A 15,088-nucleotide genomic window follows, 5' to 3' on the forward strand; every position below is an offset into this window, starting at 1 on the left:
AAAGCCCACCTTGGTGCAGATGCTTTTTACTGCCACCGCAGAGAAGTGCGACAGCCAACCCCTTGTTGTATGCGCCCGAGTAAGCAGGTTGTCCCTTTCATAGAGAGGCATACGTGTAACAAACTAGGTTGGGATAGGTAATAAGTGTGGCTGGCTACAAAGATTCAACTGACTGCTAAATATTTTTTAAAGGAGGTTGAATTAGTATGACTCGTATCAGTGTCGGTGTTGATGTGTCAAAGAACAGGAGTACCGTATGTATTATGGACCAGGACGGGAAAGTCATTATGCGGCCGTTTCTTGTCTGGCATTCGACTGAGGAGCTCGATTTTCTTGCAGATACGCTCAAGAGGCTTAATGGAGAGGTTAGAGTCATTATGGAATCGACCAGTATTTACCAATATCCGATTGCTCTTCACCTTAAAGAAAAAGGAATTTTTATCTCTATCGTCAATGCGTATAAAGTAAAGAAATTCGCTAATACAGATTTTAGAGGCGGCAAAACGGATAAGAAGGACTCCCGCACCATTGCCAGTTACGGAATTAGTTATTGGGATAAGCTGGTGGAATGGCAGATTCCCAAAGACACCTATTTTAACCTGGATCTGCTAAACAGAACCTATATGAACGCGAAAAAACATCGTCAGATAATCCTTCAGGAACTGCAGCATTATATTGACTGTGCTATGCCGGGAATGGATAAAGAGCTTCATTCTCTCAATCTGTCCACTAAGAAAGACTTTATGCTGGATTTTGTGGAGAAATTTTGGCATCGTGATGAGATCGTAAATATGACAGAGGCTGAATTTACCGAAGTTTTCACTGCTTGGGCAAAGAAAAAGGGATACCGCCCAGTCGAAGGTAAAGCCGCTAAGATTTACGCGATCGCCAAAAGCTGTATCCCTTATTACCCAGCAAATCCAACGGTTAAAACCATTCTCCAATGTATCGTCGACAAGCTGAGCGGAGTCAACAGGACTCTTGTCACCATAGTAACACAAATGATTGAAGAGGCCAAGAAACTTCCTGAATACCAGATTGTTAGAGAAATGCCAGGCGTTGGAGATCCATTAGCAGCAAGATTCTTCGGCTCCGCAGGAGATATCCGGCGATTCAAAAACTCAAAGGCACTGGTCGCATATGCCGGGATAGATTCACCTCCCGATGAATCCGGAGATTTCAGTAGTACGCATAGGCATATAACAAAGAAAGGCTCGAAAGTATTTCGTGACACTGGTTACGAAATAATGATGGCTTTAAGGGCTCAGAAGAGAACATGGGAAAAGGTCAGGAAAAATCCTGATGTTTATGATTATATGCTCAGGAAAGAAGCAGAGGGAAAGCCACCAAAAGTAGCAAAGATTGCAGCTTTAAACAAATTCTTACGGATAATATATGCACGAATAAAAGAGTTATACGATAATATGGCACTTGCAGAAAGAGCCAAAACTAAAACCAGATCCAAAACCAGAGCTAAAACTAAAGTCACCGCCTAAGCTCAATGAATTAGCAAGATTTAACTAAAGAAAAGCGCGAAAAAACCGAGGGAAAGATCGGCCTTTTTGTGCTGCCCAAAATTAAGTGGACAAAGAGAAAACGCCGGATTTAGAAAAAAGTTGCAAAAAAAATGAAATTGGCACTTGCTTTTTGGTAGCAGGACTTCTCCTTCCGGAGCAAGGTCAACACCCTTAAACCAGCCTTCGGCTGAAAAAACATGCCAACCAAGGCTAACGCCTTGAGGAAATGCAACTCATCCGTCAGCTCCGCTGACACCTTCCCTTCCAGGGCAAGGTCAAAGGCGCACCATGGCTTTTAGCAGCTTCGCTCGCGGAGCTGCATCTTTGCCCCCACGCAAAAGCTCCCGGCCGTAGCCGGGAGCGATCCGAAAGGGTCTTTGGGTTCCGCGTGTATTATGAAAAACAATGCAAGAACAAATCAACGCAACTCATCGTTTCATTATTTTATCCAAAGGAGGTATTACGGTAATTGACTACCTTCGCGGGACTTCTTTCGGACTCTTTCGTTACATATATTATACCATTTTCCGATATTAAATATAATAGGCAATTTATCCTTTATTTTCCAAGTTTAGCTTCTATGTTTATTTTCTTTCTTTAGCAATGAAAAAGGCTCCTGGTCATGAGGAGGCGCATGGTTCAAATATTATAATGTGCCGAAGCACTGCTCGAACGCCTGCGCCTCCGCATAGCCGGGAGCTTTGCGGATTTCTTGTATATACTATATACCATTTGGTGAAAAATGCAATATTTCTTTTCTTATTTTCCCTCTGAGCCTCTCTTTTTCTGTTCCTTTCTTATTGTATAATAGAGGAAATATGCTAAGTAAGGAGGGGGCTCTATGCAGGATGATAAGGTCGTGGAAGGCAAGGTGCGTCTGGCGCGTATTCTTGGGGAACGGATGGAGAAGGCTTTTTATCCGGCTGCGCGGCGTTCTTTCACGTCGGAGACGGATGTGGGGACGGCTTTTTATGCCTGGGCGAAGGCGCATGAGCTCTCTTTTGCTGAGAATCGTCATGTGCTGAATGATGTGATCCGGAAGTATGTGTGCTTCCGTCTGCAGCTGGCTTCGAAGATGGCGCGTGATTTGTCTGCGGAGAGCCATTTCCTGTCTTCTGCTTTTGAGGGGCATCTGGATTTCGATACGACGCGTTCTCTGATGTCGGAGTTCGATGCGGCGGAGAAGGCGGCTTCTCTTTTCAAGGGTCCGGATTTCTTTACGAAGTCTGCTGTCCTTGAAATGCTGTCGCTGATGACGGCGGAGGTGAAGGAGTCGCTGCTTCCGGCTGCGGATTTCTTTGCGCCGGAGACGGAGGGTTTCGTGCATGAGGCGCGCCGGATCCTGGATCTTTATATCGAGTCGTTGTCTTTCTGTGATCCGGACTTCAGGGGTCGTGAGGGAAAGCTTCCTCTGCTGCTTTTAAAGGCCATAGGAACGGATCTTGGTCTGTCCCAGGGAAATCGTATCATGGAGAGCGCGAAAACGATGGTGCCGCTTGATGAGATGTTTTCGAAGATGCAAAAAACGGAGGAAGGCCTGCCGGATACGAGGTTCATTTACCGGTACATGCTTTTCCGTGCGTATGTCCCTGCTTTCTTTGCTTCGTATCTGTGGCAGAGGCGCGACATGAGGGATTCGATTGCCGAGGGCATCCTCCAGTCCCCTTCTGTGGCGCGCTGGGTCAGGAGAAGGGTCGCAGCAGGCGATCTTCTGCCTGAGGATATTCCGGTCCGCCAGAAGATGTACCTGAAGATCCACATGTTCATGCGCCAGTGGGCTTTCTTCAATCCGAAGAACACGCGCGCCTACTACCGCTACTTCCCGGATTTTGCGATGCGTATCGCCGACAAAGCCTCCGGCGACGCCTTCCCCGCAGCTGCCATGAAACTGATGAGGGAGCTTGGCAAGACAAGGGAAGGAAACAAGCGTCCTTTCTCCAAGGAAATGGAGAACTTTCTCATCGAGGAAACGAGGGACTACGTCATCCAGACGGCCCACACCATCTACTTCACCTACGGCCTCTCCTTCAGGAAACCCGACGACTTCGTCGTGTCCACATTGAAAGAACTGCCGATCAAGCATCCCTTCCTCGCAGGGATCAAGAAGATATTCGGACTGTGAGATTTAAAAACAAAAAACAGAGGGAAGCCCCGCTCGATGGCGGGGCTTTTTTTGGTGCGGCGGACTGAGAGAGGATAAAACCTTACAACCGAGCTGACACTCGAGGGAAATGAACCTTTTTGAAAACCATAAAACCAAGGCTAACGCCTTGAAGAAATGCAACTCATCCGCCCCGTACACTAACTTATGAGACATTTGTGTTGCTACCGCTACCGTCAACTGGTATACGGCGCACCTTCTCTTCCAGAGCAAAATCAAGACCGGCCTACGGCCCTGAAAATCAAGACTCAGTACATCGCAGTTGATAGTTGTCATTCACGCCAATGCGGAAGGTTTTAACCTGCCCCAGCGGGGAAGGCGCGGTCAGCCAATCATTTAACTGTTGCTGACGAAAGGGGTGCAGTATTCATTGCTCTTAGAAATATAAAAAGGTTCCGCGAGCGGAGCGAGGTTGGATGGTGTTTTAAATCGCGCTCCGCCGCGGTTGTACGGTTTCTATATAAGAGCTTATTGATATGAAAGCGTACCTTAGCACTTTTAGCGATGCTGCGGAAGCGAAGGGAAAACCTTTACAACCGCAGCAATGCTGCGAGAACTACATCTCATTCCCGGTCTCCGACCGGACCTTCTCCTTCGGAGCAAGGTCAACACCCTTAAACCTCGCTTCGCTCGAGGAACAGCCCCCTCACACGCAAAAAGGACATCCCGCGCGGGATGTCCTTTCCTTTTTCCTTATTTATCGTTCTATCATTGATTATTTGTTTTCATCTCTGTGAGCAACGGCTGCGTCTACGAGGCCCTGGAAGAGGGGATGCGGACGGTTCGGGCGGGATTTGAATTCCGGGTGTGCCTGGGTTGCTTCGAAGTATGGATGGTCGGCGAGTTCGATGGTTTCAACGAGTCTGCCGTCCGGGCTGGTGCCGGATACGATAAGGCCTGCTTTTTCGAGTTCCGGGCGGAGTGCGTTGGAGACTTCCCATCTATGACGATGACGTTCATAGACGATTTCCTGGTTGCCGTAGAGTTCTCTTGTCTTGGTGCCTTCTTTGAGTTTGCACGGGTAGATGCCGAGGCGCATGGTGCCGCCTTTTTCGGTGACGTCTTCCTGGTCGGACATGAGATCGATGACCGGATATGGTGTATCCGGTACGAATTCGGTGGAGTTAGCGTCTTTCATGCCGCATACGTCTCTTGCGTATTCGATGACGGCGCACTGCATGCCGAGGCAGAGGCCGAGGAACGGGATCTTGTTGGTGCGTGCGTACTTGATGGTGGCGATCTTGCCTTCTACGCCGCGGTTGCCGAAGCCTCCTGGTACGACGATGCCGTCGATGTCTTTGAAGACTTCACGGAGATCGGGCTGTTCTTCTTCGATGGTTTCGGAGTTGACCCAGCGGATGTTGACCTTATTTCCTATCTTGAAGCCTGCATGGGAGAGGGCTTCGACGACGGAGAGGTATGCGTCGTGGAGTTCGACGTATTTGCCGACGAGGGCGATGTTGACGGTCTTGTCAGCGGAAAGGATGCGGGAAACCATGGCTTCCCAGTCTTTCATGTCGCACGGGCTGTCGTCAAGGCCGAGTTTTTCGAGGGCGATGCGGTCGAGTCCTTCGTCTCTCAGCATAAGCGGTACTTCATAGATGCTGGATGCGGTGAGGTTGTTGATGACTGCATCTGGTTCTACGTCGCAGAAGAGGGCGATCTTTCTCTTCATGTCTTCCGGGAGTGCCTTGACGGTGCGGCATACGATGATGTCCGGCTGGATGCCGATGGAGCGGAGTTCCTTGACGGAGTGCTGGGTCGGCTTGGATTTCAGTTCGTCTGCTGCTTCGATGTATGGCACGAGGGTGACGTGGATGTAGAGTACGTCATTTCTGTTCGGCACGTCCTTCTTGACCTGACGGATGGCTTCGAGGAATGGCAGGGATTCGATATCGCCGACGGTGCCGCCGATTTCGGTGATGACGATGTCTGCATTGTCATTGCGGCCGACGCGGAGGACTCTGTCTTTGATTTCGTTGGTGATGTGCGGGATGACCTGGATGGTGGATCCGAGGTATTCGCCTTTTCTTTCTTTGTTGATAACGGACTGGTAGACTTTGCCTGTTGTCACGTTGGAAGCCTTGGAGAGGTTTTCGTCGATGAAACGTTCATAGTGGCCGAGGTCGAGATCCGTTTCGGCGCCGTCGTCAGTGACGAATACTTCGCCGTGCTGATACGGGCTCATGGTGCCGGGGTCGATGTTAATATATGGATCGAATTTCTGGATGGTGACTTTGTACCCTCTGTTTTTGAGTAATCTTCCGAGGGAAGCGGCCGTGATGCCTTTGCCCAGAGATGAAACGACGCCGCCGGTTACGAAGATGTATTTAGTCATGAGACCTCCTCTTTCAATGATAGTAACGATCGAATTTTCTTCCTTTTATTATACTCCCGGCCCGTATGGGAAGAAATACGGCGGGATATATTTTTACATATGTTCAGGAGCAGAAACGCCCAAGATGGCGAGTGCATGCGCGAGGACGTACTGTACGGCTGTGATGAGGCCGAGGCGTGCTTCGGTGGTCTTTGCATCGACGCCGAGGATTCTGCATTCTCTGTAGAAATGATGGAAGAGGGCTGCCAGTTCGTAAGCATACTTGGCTACGCGCTGCGGTGCTCTTTCAACGGCTGCGCCCGCCAGAAGCTGATGGTAGTTTTCCATTTTCTTGATGAGGTCGAATTCGCATTCTTCCTTGAGGTAGGAGAAATCGGTGCCTGCGAAGGACGGATCCCATTTCACGCCTGCTTCTTTCGCCTGATCGAAGAGGCTGTGGATGCGGGCATGGGCGTACTGGATGTAGTAGACCGGGTTGTCGCTGGACTGTTTCTTGGCAAGATCGATGTCAAAGTCCATCTGGGAGTCGAGTGTTCTTGCGCAGAAGAAATAGCGTGCTGCGTCGGTGCCGACTTCGTCCATCAGTTCACGCAGGGTGACTGCCTGGCCGGTACGCTTGCTCATCTTGACTGGCTGTCCGTCGCGGAGGAGGGTAACCATCTGGAGGAGCATGATTTCAAAATCATCGGGGTTGTATCCGAGGAATTTCATAGCCGTCTTCAAGCGGATGATATATCCGTGGTGGTCAGCGCCCCAGATGTCGATGAGTTTGTTGTATCCTCTTTCGATCTTGTTTCCAACGTATGCGATGTCGGAGCAGAAGTAGGTCGGCACGCCGTTGGTACGGATGACGACTCTGTCCTTGTCATCGCCGTTCTTTGTGGTACGGAGCCAGAGGGCGCCGTCTTTTTCGTAAAGGTTGTCTTCATCCTTCAGTACCTTTAAGGCCTTGTCGACCTGTTCCGGATAGAGGGATTTTTCGGAGAACCAGTTGTCGAAGTCTACGTTGAAATCGTGGAGGTCCTTGCGGAGGGCGTCGAGTTTTTCGTTGAGGCTGATGTCCTTGAATGCCAGGAGGCGTTCTTCATCGCTCATGCCCAGGTATTTCTTGCCGTCTCTTTCAAGGATTCTCTTGGCTGTTTCGACGATGTCCTGTCCATGGTAGCCGTCTTCCGGGATTTCTGCGTCGTAGCCGCAGAGCTGGAGGTATCTGGCATTGATGGATTCAGCGAGATGGTCGATCTGGTTGCCTGCGTCGTTGACGTAGTATTCGGAATAGACGTCATAGCCGGCAGCGCGGAGCAGGTTCACCATAGCGGAACCGTATGCTGCGCCTCTGGCATGGCCGATGTGAAGCGGGCCTGTCGGGTTGGCGGAAACGTATTCCACGAGGATTCTGTCCTTCTGGTCTTTCGGAAGGTCCCCGTAGGACGGGCCTGTCTTCAGGATTTTTTCCAGTTCGGCATAGACGGTGTCTGCTGCCAGGAAGAAATTGATGAACCCTGCGCCTGCGATATCCATCTTGGCAACAAGGGGCGTGTCGATATGTTTCACGATCACTTCCGCGATCTGGCGCGGCGCTCTGTGCGCTGCTTTTGCCCAGCGCATGGAAGCATTGGTGGAATAATCGCCGAATTCCTTGGACTTCGGGACTTCCAGACGCTGCATGGGGGCGTATTCCCCTTCCGGCAGCTCGCCTGCCGCAATGGCGGCGTCCTTTGCTTTTTCAATGATTTCCTTCAGTTGTTCTCTGACTTCCATGAATACTCCGGATCCTCCCGCACTTCTATTACAACTTCATTTAAATGGTTAAACAGTCCTTTGAGCTCGACGTCGTAGGTCAGAACGACCTTGCCTTCGCCGCCTGTAAGACTGTCTTCGATGCTCCTTGTGACGACGGTCACTTCGAGGGGTCCCATCAGTGTCTGATAGGTCGACTTCGATGACTTGCCGATGCGGTACTCCTGCTCCTGCAGGAATGTGCCTTCCCGCAAAAGGCTGACGTGGTCCTCGTAAACGCGGAGCGTCGTCGTCGTGCCTTCCATGCCGGCTAGTTTCGTTTCCCGGTAAGAGACGTACCTCATATTCCCCTCTTCCCCGTAAATGCCCGGGGTTTCCAGGGTGATTTTCTCATCCTTTCCGGTCTCGTCACGCTGGACGGAAGTGACATTGATAATGACGTGTTTCTCCAATCTATGCCGCCTCCTTCATCAATGAATCAATCATTTTTATTATATCATAAGAAGGCCTTTTTCCACTCCTTCTTATAACAATACAATACTAATTATTATAGCACGCGCGTCTACCTCTCTCAAATGGAAAATGGAAATAAATAAAAAGAAAAAAGGGCGGAGAAATGAATCATTTCCGAGGGCCCTTTTCTTTTACTCTTTATGGTGTGCTCCGCGGTTGACCTGGATGATTTCTTCATGGGTGGGCGCTTTGGCAAGGTGCATGAGGTGGTCATTGATGGCATCGCGTACGCCGGGCGCTTTTCCAGGGACGGCTTCCTGCAGGGCTTTTTCCATTTCTTCTTTATTGTAGTCGCAGCAGTAGCAGGGTGTCCCGGGCTGCTGGCGCCAGGATTCTTCGAGGGTGCCTCCGTCGACGGGATCGAAGCCCGCTTCATCGATCAGGCGCATGACGACGGCTTTGTCTTCCGCACTGTCTCCTGCCGCAGCGGCGGCAAGTCTTCCCTCGTCCCCTTTCTTTCTGCCCTTCTCTGCCAGGGTATCCCCCCAGAACGTTGTTGAACGCTTTGATGATGGGATGCCCGATTTTCTCAGAAACCCAGAGGCTTTCTGTTTTTCCTTCGTCCAGTTCCTTGATATGGGAATCACGGAGGTCCGGATAATAATTGGACGTATCCACCACGATCGTCTTTCCTGCATCCTTGAAAAGATCCCTGGGAAGCTTCTCAATGGCAGGAAGAGGAACCGCCAGAATGACGACATCCTTTCCTTTGACGATTTCAGAAATATCCGAAGGCGCTGCGCCGATCTTCTCTGCAAACGCCCTGACGGCTTCCTTCCCTCTCGAATTGGCCACGCTGACCTGATGACCGGCCTTCACGAACTTCTCCGCCAAAGTCCCGCCGATATGCCCGACACCAATGACACCTATATTCATATCCACGCCTCCTATATATTGAAAGTTTTATATATATTATACACGAGGGGGAAAAGGGAGGGAACTGGGGAAACGAACTACAGCTCGGAGTAATCAACCCTATCCGCCGGCATCAGAATTTGGGGCCGGCACCTTCCCCGTCTGGGAAGGCGAGTGTTGGCGGCGCTCGGGAAAGTCAGCGCCCAGTACATCCGAGCTTGCGAGTTTCCACAAAAAAAGATGCGGAACTGTTTGGGTTCCACATCTCTATTGATTCTGTTTCTTTTCTTATCTCTTTCCGATTCTTCTTGCTTTGTAGGCTTTGAGTTTGGCGTCGCGGATTTCGAGGTGTTCGAAGTATTTCTTGGTTTCTGCGACGATGACGCCTGTGAGGCCCAGGAGGGCAATAAGGTTCGGGATGGCCATGAGGCCGTTGACGATATCTGCGAGTGCCCAGATGGATTCGAGTTTCAGGAAGGCAGCGGATGCGAGGATGACGAGGAAGAGGACTCTGTAGAAGAGGATGCTCTTGGTGCCGAAGAGGTATTCCCAGCAGCGTTCGCCGTAGTAGTTCCATCCGAGTATGGTGGTGAAGGCGAAGAGTGCGAGAGATACGGTGAGAAGGATCGGCGCGAAGCCGCCATAGGTGACGGCAAATGCGTTCTGTGTAAGTTCAGCGCCGTTGGTGTCACCGAGCCACTGGCCGGATACGATGATGGTAAGACCGGTCAGGGTACAAATGATGATGGTGTCGATGAAGGTACCGGTCATGGAAATGAGGCCCTGTTCTGCCGGCCATTTTGTTTTAGCGGCAGCAGCGACGATCGGTGCGGAGCCTAAGCCGGATTCGTTGGAGAAGAGGCCTCTGGCGATACCGCTTCGCATAGCAAGCATGACGCCTGCGCCTGCAAAGCCGCCGGCAGCTGCGGTGCCGGAGAATGCGCCGGTGAATACCTGGCTGATGGCGCCCGGGAGGCCGCCTGCATTGAGTGCCAGGAAGATGACGGTAATGACGAAGTAGATGACGGCCATAGCCGGAACGATTTTTTCAGCAGCTTTTGCGATGGACTGGAGTCCGCCGAAGGTGATGATAGCTACGAGTACTGTAATAACGGCGCAGGTGATGTAAGTGGAAATGCCAAAGCCTGCTTCCACGGAGGAAATGATGGCGTTCATCTGTGTCGTGGTGCCGGAGCCAAGGAGGGCTACCATGCATCCGAAGAAGGCAAAGAGAACGGCGAGTGGTTTCCATTTCTTGCCAAGGCCCATTTCGATGTAGTACATCGGGCCGCCGGCGATGTTGCCGTTGTCGTCGACCTGACGGTATTTGACGGCAAGGCAGCCTTCTGCGTACTTTGTCGCCATGCCGAAGAAGGCGGCGAGCCACATCCAGAAGAGTGCGCCAGGGCCGCCGAGTTTGATAGCGGTAGCGACGCCGACGATGTTGCCGGTGCCGACGGTGGCAGCGAGCGCGGTACAAAGCGCTTTGAATGAATCAATGTCTCCTTCGCCCTTGTTTCTTGCGAAGAATATGAGCTTCAGAGCTCTCGGCAGTTTAACGACCTGCAGCAGTGTGAGCCGGAATGTGAGCCAGATGCCCGTACCGACAAGTAAGACTAAGAGCCACGGTCCCCAGACGATGCTGTCAATCTGGTTTAAGATGTCTAACAACATAGATTTTTCCTCCCATTTTCCCCAGATCCCCCACCCCTTTGGAGGGATCCACTACCTGAGAAAGACTTTCCTTTCCCAAAACCCATTAAAAAACCGCCGGCTCTAAAAATGAAAACAGAGCCGGCGGCCCATTGATTTCTCAAAGTCCTTGTCCGGCCCTGTCCTTTTGCCTGAGAGATTGAGGCTTGCGCCTTTTGCACCTTCGGCTTCCGCATCGTTTCAGCGGAGATCTCCAGAGTTATGTCCGCATACAGTTTCGTGTCCTTTGAACGCCTGATAGTGTTACTCCTTCGGCAGTCTCCGAAAGGTGTATATTGAATAAGTATACACTTTTCATCCTCGAGCTCTTTCTGTATGCATCATCCATTACGAATTGTATTGTTATTATAAGGCAAAGCAGGTGTATTGTACAATAGAATTTTTGTAAATTTTTTTATATTTCTATAAAAATTTCTTACAAGTTTTGCATATATAGTGGATACTTGTTGCATTATAAGCATACACAAGTCTATTTTATTACTATTATATATAGGAGAGCGTCATGAAGCTCATCACTCCCCATTTCCTTCCTTCTTATTCTGTGATCTGAATGTCAGAGGGCACTTCCTGTTCAGATGCGTTGACGACGACGGCAACGGCTGCATCGCCTGTGATGTTGAGGCAGGTGCGGAACATGTCGAGGACTCTGTCGATGCCGGCAACGAGTGCAAGGCCTTCGAGCGGAAGTCCGACGGACTGGAGTACCATGGCAAGCATGATGAGGCCTGCGCCCGGGACGCCGGCGGTGCCGATGGAGGCAAGGGTGCCGGTGAGGACGATCATCATCATCTGGTCAAAGGTGAGCGGTACGCCGAATACGTTGGCGATGAAAATGGAGCAGACGCCCATATAGAGAGCGGTGCCGTCCATATTGATGGTCGCGCCAAGGGGCAGTACGAAGGATGCGATGTCGCGGTGAACGCCGAGTTTTTCCTGGACGTTCTTCATGTTGACCGGAAGCGTGCCTGCGGAAGAGCAGGTGGTGAAGGCGATGGCCATCGCTTCGGACATGCCGCGGAAGAAGGTGACCGGGCTCATGTGAGCGGCGACGGTCGTCATGGCAGAGTAGACGCAGACGGCGTGGATGGTGCAGCCGATCAGCATGCAGATGATGACGGAGAGAAGCGGCAGGAGCACTTTCGGTCCGTTCATGACGACGACAGGAAGCAGCAGGCAGAAGACGCCGATCGGGGCGGTCTTCATGATCATGGCGATGATCTTGTAGCAGACTTCAGCGAATGCATCAAAGAAGCTGATCAGTGTCTCGGCTCTCTTGCCGCCGACGGAAATGATGCCGGCTCCGACGAAGAGGGCGAAGATGATGACTGGCAGGATGTCTGCCTTGGCCATGGATGCGATCGGGTTCGACGGGATCATGTCGACGAAGACCTGCATGATGCTCGGGGCTTCCTTGACCTTCGGCGCGGTCGCTCCGGCCATGCTCATGCCGGTGCCCGGATCAATGGCCAGGGCTACGGCAAAGCCGATCACGATGGCGATAGCGGTGGTCACCATGTAAATGGACAGCGTCTTGATACCGATACGGCCCAGTTTCTTCATATCCCCCATGGACGTCATGCCGACGACCAGGGAACAGAAGACGACAGGAACGATCATCATCTTGATCAGATTGATGAACATGGTGCCGATCGGGGCAATCCATGTCTTCACAGGCGCCGCCGCGCCTTCTCCCAATACCAGTCCGACGATGACGGACAGGACAAGGGAGGCAAAAATCTGTAACGAAAGATTCATAATTTCCCCTCCAGGTGCCTTTTAAGGCATTAAAAATGATAGACATATTATAGGAGCATACATAATAAAAAACTAATAGATTTCATAAATTATCCATACATTTATATATGTACCCATCTGAGATATTTAATAAATTATGTAAAGCATAACCTTTGTATTATAATTTATGAGATTTACTATTTCGCTTTATGAATCAACATGCATGAAAAAAAGAGCGCGATTGAGAATAACCGCGCTCCCTATGTAAATTCGCTATAGGAAGGAGATGGGATTTCCTTCCTGAAAAATAAACGGGAAACTTTATTTTCTAATGATATTCAAATCTTCTGGACCACTTCTTCTGCGGCCGTCTCCCCTGCCCTTGCTGCCTTTTCAGCGGCAATGACTTTCTGGTAGGAGAAGACTTCTTCCTTGATGACCGGTGCGAGGACGAGGATGGAGATCAGGTTCGGGATCGCCATGAGAGCGTTCGCGATGTCGGAGAGGCTCCAGACGAGGTCTAGGGTCTGGGTAGCGCCTACGTAGACGACCATGGAGAAAGCGACGCGGTAGATGAGGTTGTACTTATGGGTGCCGAAGAGGTATTCCCATGCTTTTTCGCCGTTGTATTCCCAGCCGAGGATGGTGGAATATGCGAAGAGGATGATGCCGATGGAAACGATGTAGCTGCCGATCGGTCCGATATTGTGAGAGAAGGCTGCCATGGTGAGGGCCACGCCGGTCAGGGGCTTGCCGTCAGCGCCAAGGGTGCCGAGGACGCCGGAGGAAGCAATGGTGAGACCGGTGATGGAGCAAACGACGATGGTGTCGATGAAGGTGCCGGTCATGGAAATGTAGCCCTGTCTTGCCGGACGGTCAGTCGTGGAAGCAGCGGCCGAGATGGCAGCTGAGCCGAGGCCTGCTTCATTGGAGAAGCATCCTCTTGCCACGCCGTAGCGCATAGCGTTCATGACAGAAACAGTGATCGTACCGAGCACGCCGCCTTCGACAGCGGAAGGATCGAATGCCATCATGATGATCATGTAGAGGCCGTGCGGTACGTTTTCAATATTGAGGATGACGCAGAGGAGGCCGGCAGCGATGTAGAAGGCAGCCATGCCTGGAACGACGATGGAGGAAACTCTGGAAATGGAGGTGATGCCCCCTACGATGACGGCAAGGGTCATGACGGTCATGATGATGCCGCTGATTTCATTGGAAACACCGAATGTCACATTGACGGCGGTGCTGATGGAATTCGCCTGGGTCATGTTGCCGATGCCGAAGGAGGCAATGACGGCAAAGAGAGCAAAGAGGAAACCCATCAAGATGCCGGCTTTCTTGTTTTTGAAGCCGTTCTTCATCGTGAACATCGGGCCGCCCTTCATTTCACCCTTCGCGTTCACTTCGCGGAACTTGAAGCCGAGCATGCATTCAGAGAATTTCGTGGACAGGCCGAAGCAGGCGGAAATCCACATCCAGACGAGAGCGCCCGGGCCGCCGGCAAACATAGCCGTCGCAACGCCCACGATATTTCCTGTGCCGATCGTAGCCGCCAGAGCGGTCATCAGCGCGGAGAAGGGAGAAACGTCGCCGCTGCCCCTTGAAGTCGTCCTAGACTCCTTCGAGAAAATGCTCTTCAGAGCATAAGGAAGATTTCTCCATGTGAGGAAGTGAAGAGTGAGGGTCATGTAAATCCCCGTGCCCACGAGGAGACAGAGCATAACCGGCCCCCATACGAAACTATCAGCCGCATTGGCCCATTGATTGAGTTCAGCCATATCCATTTTCGGCAGCTCCCTTCTTGATTACTTGCTATACGGGGTTCAATAATTTTTGGAAACAAAAAAGCGCCGCACTCAGCCTTCAGAAAGATCTGAAGTGCAAAGCTGGCGCTATGTATGTATGCATCCACGCATAGCCGGGAGTTACCCTGCTGCCAGCCCTGTCCTTTTGCCTGAGAGATTCGGGATCAAAGATCCCTTTGCACCTTCGGCGTCCGCATCTTTTCAGCGGAACTCTCCAGAGATGTGTCCGTACACAGTTTCGTGTTCTCAGAACGCCTGATAGTGTTACTCCTTCGGCAGACATTTTCATGTCATTTTTCCGTGTACTTCATCCACCCTTATGGTACGGGAACCCGTACATTTCCACCACAAACCGGGACTCGTCATAGATTCCGCCCTCGGATGTGATTTGATTGAATTATACACGCATTTTTTCAAAAAGCAAGTACTTCCTCATATATTTTTTTTATATATTGATACTATGTATTTTTCTAAATTCCGCATACATGAAAAACGCCGCCTGTATACTGTATATAGCATATACAGAGAGTATAAGGAACTAGTTTTCGGGACAGATGGAAATGGATGTACTATGTTTTTTGATAGAAAATATCTATGTAATTTTGAAACAGGAGGAAAACGGGAAAAGAATAAAAGATTAAAGGCGCAGGGAATGGGAAGAGACAGATGGATGAAAAAACAAAAGAGGAGATTTTAAGAGCGCAGGATA

At 50.8% G+C, this 15,088-nt stretch carries 10 protein-coding genes and 2 riboswitches; of the genes, 2 read left to right on the forward strand and 8 right to left on the reverse strand.

The annotated features are described in order from the left end of the window. Positions 1 to 206 precede the first annotated feature (206 nt). Both Dia5BBH33_RS09800 and Dia5BBH33_RS09805 read left to right on the forward strand, forming a co-directional pair. The gene (locus Dia5BBH33_RS09800; RefSeq protein WP_144269251.1) at positions 207 to 1,496 is read left to right on the forward strand and encodes an IS110 family RNA-guided transposase; all 1,290 of its coding nucleotides are present in this window, start codon (positions 207 to 209) and stop codon (positions 1,494 to 1,496) included. A gap of 862 nt (positions 1,497 to 2,358) precedes the next feature. After that, positions 2,359 to 3,639 carry a hypothetical protein gene (locus Dia5BBH33_RS09805; RefSeq protein ID WP_108850387.1) on the forward strand — a complete coding sequence of 427 codons (1,281 nt, stop codon included), beginning with the start codon at positions 2,359 to 2,361 and terminating at the stop codon, positions 3,637 to 3,639. A gap of 754 nt (positions 3,640 to 4,393) precedes the next feature. On the opposite strand, the gene Dia5BBH33_RS09810 is transcribed toward Dia5BBH33_RS09805, so the two are convergent. The 8 genes from Dia5BBH33_RS09810 to Dia5BBH33_RS09840 form a co-directional block, all read right to left on the reverse strand. After that, complete coding sequence (locus Dia5BBH33_RS09810; RefSeq protein ID WP_108850386.1) at positions 4,394 to 6,016, reverse strand: CTP synthase; 1,623 nt, start codon at positions 6,014 to 6,016, stop codon at positions 4,394 to 4,396. Between the two features lie 93 nt (positions 6,017 to 6,109). Then, positions 6,110 to 7,777 (reverse strand): arginine--tRNA ligase, encoded by a 1,668-nt coding sequence (argS, locus tag Dia5BBH33_RS09815; RefSeq protein ID WP_108850385.1) that lies wholly within the window; start codon positions 7,775 to 7,777, stop codon positions 6,110 to 6,112. Next, positions 7,756 to 8,208 (reverse strand): DUF1934 domain-containing protein, encoded by a 453-nt coding sequence (locus Dia5BBH33_RS09820; protein ID WP_022383206.1) that lies wholly within the window; start codon positions 8,206 to 8,208, stop codon positions 7,756 to 7,758. The genes argS and Dia5BBH33_RS09820 overlap by 22 nt, the downstream gene beginning before the upstream one ends. A gap of 192 nt (positions 8,209 to 8,400) precedes the next feature. Beyond that, on the reverse strand, positions 8,401 to 8,658 hold the full coding sequence (locus Dia5BBH33_RS11205) for a hypothetical protein (RefSeq protein ID WP_198419607.1): 258 nt from the start codon (positions 8,656 to 8,658) through the stop codon (positions 8,401 to 8,403). Further along, positions 8,642 to 9,145, reverse strand: a complete 504-nt coding sequence (locus tag Dia5BBH33_RS09825; protein WP_198419608.1) for an NADPH-dependent F420 reductase — start codon at positions 9,143 to 9,145, stop codon at positions 8,642 to 8,644. Before Dia5BBH33_RS09825 ends, Dia5BBH33_RS11205 begins: the two co-directional genes overlap by 17 nt. 267 nt (positions 9,146 to 9,412) lie before the next feature. Continuing rightward, positions 9,413 to 10,798, reverse strand: a complete 1,386-nt coding sequence (locus Dia5BBH33_RS09830) for an alanine/glycine:cation symporter family protein (protein WP_162849337.1) — start codon at positions 10,796 to 10,798, stop codon at positions 9,413 to 9,415. 148 nt (positions 10,799 to 10,946) lie between these two features. Continuing rightward, a riboswitch (glycine riboswitch) is annotated at positions 10,947 to 11,044 on the reverse strand. Positions 11,045 to 11,371: 327 nt separating this feature from the next. Beyond that, positions 11,372 to 12,592, reverse strand: coding sequence for a dicarboxylate/amino acid:cation symporter (locus tag Dia5BBH33_RS09835; protein ID WP_022382281.1), 1,221 nt, complete (start codon positions 12,590 to 12,592; stop codon positions 11,372 to 11,374). A 317-nt stretch (positions 12,593 to 12,909) separates the two neighbouring features. Further along, positions 12,910 to 14,358: an alanine/glycine:cation symporter family protein gene (locus Dia5BBH33_RS09840; protein WP_144269252.1), complete on the reverse strand. Its 1,449-nt coding sequence runs from the start codon at positions 14,356 to 14,358 to the stop codon at positions 12,910 to 12,912. A 148-nt stretch (positions 14,359 to 14,506) separates the two neighbouring features. After that, positions 14,507 to 14,607: riboswitch (glycine riboswitch) on the reverse strand. Between the last annotated feature and the right edge of the window lie 481 nt (positions 14,608 to 15,088).

It is taken from the genome of Dialister hominis, from assembly GCF_007164725.1.
GTDB classification, from domain to species: domain Bacteria; phylum Bacillota; class Negativicutes; order Veillonellales; family Dialisteraceae; genus Dialister; species Dialister hominis.

Excerpts from the sequence above, each read along its gene's own strand:
- argS (WP_108850385.1), bottom strand. The coding sequence starts at position 7,777 with ATGGAAGTCAGAGAACAACTGAAGGAAATCATTGAAAAAGCAAAGGAC.
- Dia5BBH33_RS09805 (WP_108850387.1), top strand. The coding sequence starts at position 2,359 with ATGCAGGATGATAAGGTCGTGGAAGGCAAGGTGCGTCTGGCGCGTATT.
- Dia5BBH33_RS11205 (WP_198419607.1), bottom strand. The coding sequence starts at position 8,658 with ATGCGCCTGATCGATGAAGCGGGCTTCGATCCCGTCGACGGAGGCACC.
- Dia5BBH33_RS09830 (WP_162849337.1), bottom strand. The coding sequence starts at position 10,798 with ATGTTGTTAGACATCTTAAACCAGATTGACAGCATCGTCTGGGGACCG.
- Dia5BBH33_RS09800 (WP_144269251.1), top strand. The coding sequence starts at position 207 with ATGACTCGTATCAGTGTCGGTGTTGATGTGTCAAAGAACAGGAGTACC.
- Dia5BBH33_RS09840 (WP_144269252.1), bottom strand. The coding sequence starts at position 14,358 with ATGGATATGGCTGAACTCAATCAATGGGCCAATGCGGCTGATAGTTTC.
- Dia5BBH33_RS09835 (WP_022382281.1), bottom strand. The coding sequence starts at position 12,592 with ATGAATCTTTCGTTACAGATTTTTGCCTCCCTTGTCCTGTCCGTCATC.
- Dia5BBH33_RS09810 (WP_108850386.1), bottom strand. The coding sequence starts at position 6,016 with ATGACTAAATACATCTTCGTAACCGGCGGCGTCGTTTCATCTCTGGGC.
- Dia5BBH33_RS09825 (WP_198419608.1), bottom strand. The coding sequence starts at position 9,145 with ATGAATATAGGTGTCATTGGTGTCGGGCATATCGGCGGGACTTTGGCG.